This window comes from Hahella chejuensis KCTC 2396 (assembly GCF_000012985.1).
Classification (GTDB): Bacteria; Pseudomonadota; Gammaproteobacteria; order Pseudomonadales; family Oleiphilaceae; genus Hahella; species Hahella chejuensis.
Map to the genome: position 1 here is coordinate 3,726,657 of NC_007645.1, position 10,316 is coordinate 3,736,972.

Annotated in this window: 9 protein-coding genes and 1 pseudogene; 2 read left to right on the top strand and 8 right to left on the bottom strand. The window is 56.0% G+C overall.

From position 1 onward, the window contains the following. Positions 1–185 precede the first annotated feature (185 nt). A pseudogene (locus HCH_RS32440) lies at positions 186–2,339 on the top strand (PAS domain S-box protein); the annotation flags it as partial. A 49-nt stretch (positions 2,340–2,388) separates the two neighbouring features. On the opposite strand, the gene HCH_RS34790 reads toward HCH_RS32440, so the two are convergent. From HCH_RS34790 to HCH_RS16125, 8 genes are all read right to left on the bottom strand, one after another. Next, positions 2,389–3,216 (bottom strand): hypothetical protein, encoded by an 828-nt coding sequence (locus HCH_RS34790; protein WP_011397398.1) that lies wholly within the window; start codon positions 3,214–3,216, stop codon positions 2,389–2,391. A gap of 66 nt (positions 3,217–3,282) precedes the next feature. After that, positions 3,283–4,041, bottom strand: a complete 759-nt coding sequence (locus tag HCH_RS16095) for a substrate-binding periplasmic protein (RefSeq protein WP_011397399.1) — start codon at positions 4,039–4,041, stop codon at positions 3,283–3,285. A 292-nt stretch (positions 4,042–4,333) separates the two neighbouring features. Continuing rightward, positions 4,334–5,005 (bottom strand): OmpW/AlkL family protein, encoded by a 672-nt coding sequence (locus tag HCH_RS16100; RefSeq protein WP_011397400.1) that lies wholly within the window; start codon positions 5,003–5,005, stop codon positions 4,334–4,336. 295 nt (positions 5,006–5,300) lie between these two features. Beyond that, a complete protein-coding gene (locus HCH_RS16105; protein WP_011397401.1) occupies positions 5,301–6,752 on the bottom strand; it encodes an OmpA family protein in 1,452 nt (483 codons plus the stop codon). Between the two features lie 171 nt (positions 6,753–6,923). Beyond that, the gene (locus HCH_RS16110) at positions 6,924–7,181 is read right to left on the bottom strand and encodes a hypothetical protein (RefSeq protein ID WP_011397402.1); all 258 of its coding nucleotides are present in this window, start codon (positions 7,179–7,181) and stop codon (positions 6,924–6,926) included. Positions 7,182–7,300: 119 nt separating this feature from the next. After that, positions 7,301–7,687 (bottom strand): VOC family protein, encoded by a 387-nt coding sequence (locus tag HCH_RS16115; protein WP_011397403.1) that lies wholly within the window; start codon positions 7,685–7,687, stop codon positions 7,301–7,303. Positions 7,688–7,814: 127 nt separating this feature from the next. Further along, positions 7,815–8,891, bottom strand: a complete 1,077-nt coding sequence (locus HCH_RS16120) for a zinc-binding metallopeptidase family protein (protein WP_011397404.1) — start codon at positions 8,889–8,891, stop codon at positions 7,815–7,817. Between the two features lie 254 nt (positions 8,892–9,145). Further along, entirely contained in the window at positions 9,146–9,475 is a 330-nt protein-coding gene (locus HCH_RS16125; protein ID WP_011397405.1) for a transcriptional regulator KorA, read from the bottom strand. Positions 9,476–9,686: 211 nt separating this feature from the next. On the opposite strand from HCH_RS16125, the gene HCH_RS16130 reads away from it, so the two are divergent. Further along, positions 9,687–10,100: a hypothetical protein gene (locus HCH_RS16130; RefSeq protein ID WP_011397406.1), complete on the top strand. Its 414-nt coding sequence runs from the start codon at positions 9,687–9,689 to the stop codon at positions 10,098–10,100. The last annotated feature ends 216 nt before the right edge of the window (positions 10,101–10,316 follow it).

Here is a 10,316-nt window from a genome sequence, read left to right on the forward strand (position 1 = left end):
AGACAGGGCCTGACCTGTGCCCGACCTGTCGTTGCAGACAAATAGAAGGACGCGATTTGTCTGCCTGATTATTTGTCTGCCTGATTATTTGTCTGCCTGATTAATAGTCCCTTGAGTTTGTAATAGCCCGAGCCCCGCCTATATTTATAACACGAGCGTTTTGGCGTTCAGCTAAGGGAATTTATGTGAGCGGGAAACTCAATCATAAGGCCGGGGGGAGCGGCTTCAGGTCGGAATCCGACAGCCGGGTGCGCGCTATTGTCGAAGCGGTGGCGGATGGCATCATCACCATCGACAACCAGGGCGTCATTGAATCCTTCAACCCCGCAGCGGAGCGCATCTTCGGTTACGACGCGGAAGAAGCCGTCGGCCGCAACGTACAAATGCTGATGCCTTCCCCCTTTCGCGAACACCACGACAGCTACCTCGCCAACTACCTGCAAACCGGAAACGCGCAAATCATTGGCGTGGGGCGTGAAGTGCTTGGTCTGCGCAAGGACGGCAGCCTGTTCCCTCTCGATCTGGCGGTGACGGAAATGCAGGTGGAAGGCCGCCGTATGTTCACCGGCGTGGTGCGCGACATCAGTGAACGCAAAGCGTCGGAACTCGCCCTGCAGGACCGGGAAGCCCGCGTCCGCGCCATTGTAGACACCGTCGTCGACGGCATTATCACTATTGATGGCGCCGGACTGATCGACACCTTCAACCCCGCGGCGGAACGCATCTTCGGCTATGCCGCCAGCGACGTGATCGGCGTTAATGTGAGCATCCTGATGCCGGAGCCATATCACAGCGAACACGATGGCTATATCGCCAAATTCATGCACACCGGGGAGGCGAAGGTTATTGGCGTTGGCCGGGAAGTCACCGGCCGCCGACGCGACGGCTCGACATTTCCCATGGAGTTGGCGGTCAGCGAGATGACAGTCGAGGGCCGCCGCATGTTCACCGGCGTCGTACGCGACATCACTGATCGCAAACGCATGGAGCGGCAAAAAGATGAATTTATCGCTACCGTCAGCCATGAACTGCGAACGCCCCTGACTGCGATTGGCGGCGCGCTGGGCCTGGTGCTGGGCAAGCATGGCGGCGAGCTGCCGAAAACTGTCCTTAAAATGTTGAAGGTCGCGCATCGCAATTGCGACCGACTCACCCTGCTCATCAACGACATTCTGGAAATAGAAAAGCTGGAGTCCGGCGCGCTCAAGTTTGAGCTGGAGGACCAGGATCTGGCGACGCTGATTCAGCGCAGTCTGGAGGACCACAAGGAATTCGCCGGCAAGTATCAGGTAGAACTTCGCTTTTCCAATTCACCACCCAGGCCCTGGGTCCATGTCGATGAGCGGCGTTTCCATCAAGTCATGTCCAACCTGATCTCCAATGCAGTGAAGTATTCGCCTCGCGGCGGCGCCGTCGATATCGCCGTTTCCGATGTCGCCAATAGAGTGCGCGTTCACGTCAAAGATTACGGCAAAGGCATCCCCGAAGACTTTCATTCGCGCGTCTTCGAGCGCTTCTCGCAGGCAGACAGCTCCGATACCCGGGAACAGGGAGGAACCGGTCTGGGATTGAGCATCGCCAAGGCTATCGTTGAACACCATGGCGGCGAAATCGGCTTCTTCAGCAAAACCAACGAAGGCGCTGAATTCTACTTCGATCTCCCCATAAGGAGCCCCGAAAAGAGACCAAAAGTCAGCGCGCGCCCCTGCGCTCTGGTATGCGAAAAAGATAAAGTACTGGCCGATCTTCTGGCCAAGGCGGTGCGCGCAGAGGGACTGTGCTGTGAAGTCGCCTCCGACGCAACGAACGCGCTACGCTGCCTGGAAGAAAACCAATATTGTCTGTTGATTATCGACAGCGCCCTGTCCGATGACGGCGGTTTTACATTCATGAGAACCTTGCGTCATGTACCCGCCGCGGCGCAACTGCCAATGCTGGTGATATCTGACGACGGATACCGCAACGGAGCGGACCCCAGACTGGAACGCGGCGGCCTCGCCCCCCAGGCCTGGTTAAGTCGCTCTCATCCGGACCTGGCGCAGTTCCGCTCAATCATCCACCAAGTTCTGTTGAGACAGGAACGTCCCCGCATCCTGCACGTAGAAGATGATCCGGATCTGGTGCAAGTGGCCCGCTCCGTTCTGGAGGAGATCGCCGATATTCAGCAGGCGGACGCCTTGGAGCAGGCGCGCCGAATGCTGAAGGAACAGAAATATGATCTGGTGATACTGGATCTGGAGTTGCTGGACGGCCCTGGCGACGAGTTGGTGGATGAGCTCAAACCAGAAGAAATTCCCGTGATAATTTTTTCGTCTTACCCTGCCTCCCCGCAACTGTGCGCCAAAGTTCAGGCTACGCTGGTCAAAACCATGGCGGATAACGCCAAACTCAGAATGACAGTGCGTAATCTGCTGAGCGCGCGGGGGCGGGCCAGACCGCCGGACCTGGCAGCCACTTCCGCGCCTGAAACTGATCCAGTCCGTAACGCTGCAGCAGGTGACGCCAGTCAGGATGCTCATTAAGCGCATCCCACTGGGAGTCCATATAATCTCTCACGCCTTTGAGGCCTTTCGTCACCAACATCTTGCGCTCATACTTTTGATGCGGTTTTTCGGAAACATAAAGTTGCGCCCCCACCCGCTCGTTCGCCATTAAATAGAACAGCTCCTCACGGGGAATCATGGTCACATCAATACGGCGCAAGAGCAGTTTGCCAAAGTTACTGGAGAAGGAAGAGGCGTCTTCGCGCCTGATGAGCCCCTCCGCCACCAACTCGTCGATGCCGACATAGCGATGTCCCAGCACGCCGCCAAAACTTTTCCCTATCAAGGATTCCGGCCCGGTGTATTCCACTGGCTGCGTCTTAAGAGAGACAATCTCGTTGCGCCCCGGCGCCACACCCCGCGTCCAGTCGTAGCGCGTCTCATCCATATCGCCGAACCAGGAGGGGTTCACCCAGACCACCACCGCCTGATCGCCCCGCTCCAGATAACTGTCTATGCGTTTTCTGGGCAGGCTCTGAGGCTCAAAGCGCCATTTTCCGCCGCTGCGTTTGGTGAGTTCCGCGCACATAATGGTGGTCAGATCATAACCGTCGCCGTGCAGGTCATAAGGCGGCGAGGTGTAATAGGTCCACACCGGCGCGACCGTTTCCCCGCGGCTATCAGCTCCAAGCAACAGCCAGATCATCAACGCCAGCCCAAAACGACTTCGCATCGGCTATTCATCCTCCCCGGAATATCCGTCCTTGATAAGGTTATGTTGTCGAAGTGGTGATCAGGGTTATGGCTGCAAGCCATATTTTTCCAATAACGCGCGCCATTCCGCGTCCTCATTCAACGCGGGAAGCTGGGCGTTAATAAAGTCCCGCACCGCCGCCAGCTTTTGCGTCGCCAGAATTTTACGTTCGTATTGCTGATGGGGTTTTGAGGAAATAAACACTCTTTCGCCAAGATTGCCTTGCGAGACCATATGAAACAGTTCCCCGCGAGGTATCAGCATGGCGTCAAGCCGGTTGCTCAGCAGTTTATCAAGGTTCTTGGAAAACGACGTAGTGTCCTCCCGCTTGATGCGTCCGGCCTGCACGAGATCGTCGATGCCGACATAATGATGTCCCGCCACGCCGCCGAAGCGTTTGCCCGCCAGAGACTCCGGGCCGGTGTATTCCACTGGGTTATCCCGTTGGGACACAATTTCATTGGCCCCCCAGATAACGCGGTTGCTCCAGGCGTACTTGGTTTCTTCCTTGTCTTGAAACCACAGGGGATTCGCCCACAACACCAGCCCTTGCTCGGCGCCGCTTTCCAAGTAGTGATTAATGCGTTTACGAGGAAGATATTGGGGTTTGAAAATCCATTCACCGCCGCTCTTCGCCGTCAGCACCCGGCACAAGGTAGAGGTGAGGTCATCCCCTTTGGGGTCAATCGCAAACGGCGGCGAGTCATAATAGGTCCACACCTGAACCGTGGATGCAGCCTGAGCCAAAGCGCCGAATACAATGCAAAACAGCCCAAAGACAGCGGAAATCAAAGAACGTTGCATGCCATCCCCCCATGTCTGTTAAACCCAGTCAACGAATGGTGAAGCTCGAGCAATAAGTATAGATCAGGGAAAAGAAGTGAATTGGCGGCTATCAGGCTCTATCTGCTTCTACCCGTCTCAGCTAAGCGGCAGGCAAGGATGCAAAAAAAAACCGCATGGGCGAAAGCAGAGCCGCATGCGGGGATGAAGCGAGGTGAAGCTGACCTGCTCTCATCCCTGAGGGCGGGCCGCAAAATTCATTGGCGGTTGGCTCCGCCGGCTGATCCAGGGAGCCGCTTACAAGACGCTGGAATTAGAATTTGTAGCCAACGCCGACCATGTACACCAGCGGATCGATATCCACGTCGGTTTTGATCTGCGCGCCGGAATCCAGGTCGATGGTGGCGGTGGTGTCGATGCCGATTTTCCAGACCGCGGCGTTAACCACCAGGTTATCCGTCAATTGATAGTCAACGCCCAACTGGAACGCCGCGCCGAAGGAGTTGTCCAGCTTGATCTTGCCGTCGCCCATGGCGCCTTTGAAATCCGACGTCAGCTCTTCGTCGAAGAACAGGGTGTAGTTCACGCCCACGCCCACATAAGGCTGGAAGGCGGCGCCGGCTTCCATCGGGTAGTACTGTACGCTGACGGTGGGAGGAAGGTGCGTGACCTCCGCGGTTTTCAGGTCATCGCCCAGACCATGGGCGGTTACTTCATGAGAAAACGGCGTCGCCGCCAGCACTTCCAGACCGATATGCTCACGCAACATGTAGGTGAAGGTCAGACCCAGCTGTGTATCGTTATCCACTGATACGCTGGTGCCGTCTACGGAAGTCCCATTCACGCGCAGGGTTGAGCTGTCATCCTGGGGGTCCACCATCGCAGCGCCGACGCGCAGCACCATATCTCCCGGCTGGTGCGCCATCGCGGAGCCCGCGCAGACCAGCAGTCCCAGAGCCAACATAGATTTACTTAGCTTATGCATAACATACCCCTACTCTTCACATTCAACTGCAAAATTAAGAATTGATGACGGGGCGGGAGTCTATGCCTTTGCCGGCGAAGAATTATGATTTGGATCAAGTGATTAGGGGTGGCGGGGCGCAGCCCGGGTCAGCTTTGACCCAGATCAACGGACGCATTCTTTCCATCCATCGCCCGGCAGATATCCCGTTATCCTGCGAGAGCGTCCCGCCAGAGCGAGGTTGAATCAATGTTCGACGATATTGGCCATGCCGACGAGGCGCGCGGACTTCACGCGCCTCTCCCTCACAGAGGGGTTAATAGATCTTATCAACGCCGCCTTCGTTGACAATTAACACTTCAACCCGACGGTTATCGGCGCGGCCTTCCATTGTGTCATTGGTGGACACAGGACGCTGCTCGCCGTAGCCCATCGCGGTAATTTTATCAGAAGGTATGCGGCCGATTTCGTTCAGCATTTTGGCCACTTCCTCCGCCCGTTGTTGCGACAACCCCTGGTTCAGCTCGGTGGAGCCGCGATTATCGGTATGACCGGACACCACCACTTGCGCGTTGGGGAACTCTTTCACCGCTTCGATGATTTTATTCACCAGGGCGAAGTTTTCTCCCTGAATTTCGCTTTTGCCGGAGGGGAAGTTAAAGCCGTGGGCGCGAATCAGCACGTTGTCTTTCTGTCTGTATACATCCGCTTCTTTGTCCGTGAACAGAGATTGCACCACGGCGAATTTCGCAGTGATGGCCTGCTTGCGCTGATCTTCCCGCTGCTGCTGCGCCATCAGTTCGTCTTTTTCCGACGCCACTCTCATCTCACGGGTCTTGGCGTTTTCCAGCGCCAGCAACGCGGAGTCACGATCCACCATCAGCCCTTGAATATTCGCATTGACTTGACGCACTACTTCCTTGTTGGGCTGATCGAAAGGCAATTGTTGGTTAATCGGGCCAACGGCTGTCGCCAGTTGTTGCTGATACCACAGCACTTTGTCTTCTTCGTCGAAGTCGGATTCATCGAAGTATTTGACGGTGTCGGCGATGTATTCCGCCCGCATGACGTTCCACAGGGATTTCTGCGCATGGCTCTGCGCCCGCTCTGTATCAGTCCTGTCCGCATCCAGGGTTTTCAGAGCCAGCTGATATTCTTCTTGCGCCATTTCCATGGTTTTTGGCGCAAGATCGTCGATGTCGCGGCTTCTGGCCGATTCCAGCGCGTCACGGGCGCGGTCCACAATATTGCCCTTGAGCGCGTTCAGCTCCGCTTGCGAGTACAGGCGCGCCACTTCCGCACGACCGGCTTTGGCGTCTTCGATGGCGCCTTTTTCAATCATTCCGGTGAGCTTGACGAGGCTGTCCTCCGCTTTCATGAACTCGCCGGGGATGACTTTGTCCGCATTGGCTGACAAAGCTTTTTGACGGGCGTTGAGAACATCTTCGAGGTTATAGGCGGCGACATCCGCATTGGTGCGGGCTTCGCTGATAGAGGCCAGTCCCTGTCTGGCGATGCCGGTGGCTTTGGCGTTATCGGCCTGGGCCCACTGCAGCGCATCCTGGTAGGACTTTCTGGCCTGGCTGTAGCGTTGCGGCGACAATACGTTGAGATTCTGTGATTTCCCCTGCTCGACCTGATCCCTCAGTTCTTCCAGGGCGGGATATTGCTGGTAGGCGGCCTGCTCAGTGAGCGCGGTCTGCGAAGCGCAGCCTGTGAGCGTTACGGCGGTGATTACTGCGGCGAGATAGGCGTCTACTCCTTTCATTCTGAAGTCTCCTTACGATGGTTGGATACTTACATCGTGTTGACTGGCTTTTGACGGCTTGAAACCAGTTATACGGTAAGTAGATGCAACATAGATTTATTTTTTTTCGATTCTCCTGAACATCCTTGGAGGGTCACAGCACAGAGTAGTCAAGAAAGTCAGGAACCGCCATTAATTGCGGCTCCGACGACTTAGCGAGTTGAACTTTGGAAGCGCCTTGCCGCCTCCTTCGCGCATGGCCAGGATGCCGTGCTCCTGGTTCACGGCGCTCACCAGCTGATCGTCGATAACCCGCCCCTGCCCGTCGCACACCACACCATAGAGTTGCTCCACAAACAGGCGCGCAATGTTGGCGTTAAAGCAGGTCTTGCCCACCGCCAGAAACGGTGTGTCGATCGTATTCAAACCCTCTGCAGGCGTTGCGTTCACAAAATTTTCCCGCTGCGGTTACTTATTCATCACTGCGCGTAGTTGACTGGTGCGTCTACTCATCTACGTATCCACTCATCTACGCACCTACTCATCTCTACGTATCTACACATCATCGCCTACTCAACGTCGCCATATGCGCTGGCCAGCACCACCACATAGCCATCCGGGTCGCGCAGCCAGATTTCACGATGCTGCGCGCGAAGGTTCAGTTTTGGCCCTTCAAGGATGTCCGCCTGCAGCTTTCTGGCTCGCGCCACCGCCGCATCAAACTCATCCACCTGAAACCATAACAGCACGCCGTACCCATGTGGCGCGGCGTCCGGGTCGCCCAGGTTAGGATGATCGTGGGCATGCCAGGCGTGCAGCTGCATGAACATGTCATCGCCGCGCATTAACTGTTCATATTCCGGGCCGCCATGCCCGCTCCGGCAATCGAGCAATGTCTGATACCAACGACTGCTGGCGGCGACATCGCGAACGGCGATAAGCGTTTGTGATTTCATCTTTCGCTCCTTGTGCATCCATCATGTTATTAACGTGGCGCGGATAGCAGCACGTCAAGAAAACGATATGAATTATTTATATATCATCCAGTTACATTAATTTATTAAAGTTACACATTAATAAAAATCAAACTGGTAAACGCGCATCGCGCACGGTCAGATGCACAAACTCCAGTTTCTGTAACACTTGCGGCCCCAGCACGAATGGATACGCATGGGCATGGCCCATACTGCGGTTCAGGCTGTTGAGGGCGAAAGTAAGGGGCAGCCAGTGGTCCACCAGCACGGAGAACACCGGCTGATTGCAGGGATCGAAGTCATGGCGCACGTCCAGGTTGGCGTCGTCGCCAGCGCGGGGATGTATCATCAGGCCGAACTGATAGGCCGTCTCCAAAGTGTCGATCATATGCAGATAATGCGCCCAGGTTTCCGCCCAGTCTTCCCAGGGATGGCTGCTGGCGTAGGCGCTGACGAAACGCTGCGTCCAGTCTTCCGGCGGCGCGGACTGATAATGACGCTCCAGAGCGTCGCTGTAATTCAGGGTTTCATCGCCAAATTGGCGGCGAAACGCTGGTAAACGGTCGCTATCCCGTATCAGTTTATCCCAGTAATAATGCCCCGACTCATGGCGAAAGTGGCCCAGGATTGTACGATAGGGCTCCCCCATCTGCTCCCGCATGCTGACCCGCACCGCCGGGTCCGCCTCCGCAATGTTCAGGGTGATGACTCCCTGCGCATGGCCCGTCAACACCCTGCCTCGTTCATTGAAGCTGGGGTCAGGGTCCGCCAGGAAATCAAACGCCAGTCCGGCGTCGTCCTGGCTGCGAGGGGTCAATGGCAGGCCCAGGCGCATCAGCGTAAACACCAGACGGCGTTTTTCCGTTTCCAGCGTGCGCCACAAAGGAAGATTTTCCACAATGCTCAGGTCAGGGATGGTGCGGTTGAGCTGGCAGGCGGCGCATAGCTCGGCGGGCCCGTCGGCGTTCAGCATCCAGTTGCAGGCGGCGTGGACAGCGTAATTGGAGCACTTTCTATACTGCCCATTAGCGTCCCCCACGCGCCGCCAAAGCCTGTCTCCATCAGGCGTAAACGCCGCCATGACCATCTCACCGGGTACGAACCCCAAGGTTGCGCCGCAACGGGTGCAGGCGACGTTTTCAAAATAGACGAGATTACCGCATGCCGGACAGGTGAATAGTTTCATAAACGGCGAGGCTCCCTGCGACCTTCAGTTGATGAGTCAGCGAAGATTCCGGGCACGCCCCAAACCCCGGCGCGCTGGTCCAGTATAACTTTTTAGCTTTGCAGCGCCTGCATAATGGTGGGCCTGAAGATGAATGACAGCGAGATAGACAAGCCGGAACGGCTCAGCCCGCGCCGCAGAGAGCGGCCTCAGGCGAGGCTCATTTCATCATAAATCGGCTGCGTGTCAATAAGAGCTTTGAGCGCCTCAATAGGTCAGCTGGTCGCCGCCTCCAGCGTCTCATCCTCGGTCCCCTGCTCTGAATAAGCCGGGAAACGATCCAGCTCTTCCATCGCCCTCACCTGCGCGACGTTTTCGGGACTCACCAACACCTCCACGCGCACCAGCCCCAACGCTTCCAGGCGCTTGGCGTAGTTGGCCAGCACATTCTTTTCAATCTGGCCGATTCGGGTGTTCGACAACCCTGTGCGTCGCACGATCAGCTTCCTGCGAACGTGTTTAACCAATAAGTCATGCGCGATAATACGATTGGATTCGGCCAGTTCCATGCCGGAGATGGCGATCCGGAATTGTTCTTCTGTCATGGGAGCGATTACCACCTGGATCTAAAAAGAGATGCGTCCTTAAGCTTGATTGATGTCTCGGCGTCGCCGTTGCTATCAAAACGGCAATATACCTTAAGCTTATCAGAGTTATAAATGGGGATTATTGTTGTAGTTTAAAGTATTAAGATAAATCAATTGCGTTACCCGGTAACATATTAGAAAATGACCAAAATTCAAACAGGTTGCCGCGATGCGAAAAAAGTACGACATTCAAGCGCTGGATTATGAGTACGCCAAACGCTGGATCGACAATAAATTCCACGACGCCTCTTTCCCCAGTGAAACCGACGCCGCCCCTGAGCGCCGCAGACGCGCCGGCAGGGAGCTGGCCCGGGCCGCCAGCCATGGCTCCTTGAACGCCTGGTGCGAGAAGTGGATGTCCTCACGGGAATGGAGCGCCATGAAGAACGCCATCCGCGCCGCCCGTCTGCGCCGGGAAAAGCAAAGAGGAACCGCCATCCCCACCCGCGGCGTCGACCTGAACGTCATGGCCCACCAGATCGTCAGCGCCCTGGCCAAGGCTGAAGGCGTGACCATTAGTGAATTGATAGAGAGGAAGTTGAAGAAGGATTATGCAAAGTTGAAGAAATCTCGCAAAGCCTGAAGCTCTCCCTGCAGCTCGCTTTTCAAAACCCGCCGCCTGCATTCCGCCGCCTCTACGCCAACGCCAACCTGAGCAGACTTGACGCATCACCAGATGTGCGGCTATGGGCTACCTCATTTCGCGTTTTATTAAGCGGCGGCTAGCCGCAGCAGACAAATAGAAAGAAGCTATTTGTCTGCCTGATTAAATTACACATTCCAAGTGGAAGAACCCAAG

Excerpts from the sequence above, each read along its gene's own strand:
- HCH_RS16130 (WP_011397406.1), top strand. The coding sequence starts at position 9,687 with ATGCGAAAAAAGTACGACATTCAAGCGCTGGATTATGAGTACGCCAAA.
- HCH_RS16115 (WP_011397403.1), bottom strand. The coding sequence starts at position 7,687 with ATGAAATCACAAACGCTTATCGCCGTTCGCGATGTCGCCGCCAGCAGT.
- HCH_RS16125 (WP_011397405.1), bottom strand. The coding sequence starts at position 9,475 with ATGACAGAAGAACAATTCCGGATCGCCATCTCCGGCATGGAACTGGCC.
- HCH_RS34790 (WP_011397398.1), bottom strand. The coding sequence starts at position 3,216 with ATGCGAAGTCGTTTTGGGCTGGCGTTGATGATCTGGCTGTTGCTTGGA.
- HCH_RS16095 (WP_011397399.1), bottom strand. The coding sequence starts at position 4,041 with ATGCAACGTTCTTTGATTTCCGCTGTCTTTGGGCTGTTTTGCATTGTA.
- HCH_RS16120 (WP_011397404.1), bottom strand. The coding sequence starts at position 8,891 with ATGAAACTATTCACCTGTCCGGCATGCGGTAATCTCGTCTATTTTGAA.
- HCH_RS16105 (WP_011397401.1), bottom strand. The coding sequence starts at position 6,752 with ATGAAAGGAGTAGACGCCTATCTCGCCGCAGTAATCACCGCCGTAACG.
- HCH_RS16100 (WP_011397400.1), bottom strand. The coding sequence starts at position 5,005 with ATGCATAAGCTAAGTAAATCTATGTTGGCTCTGGGACTGCTGGTCTGC.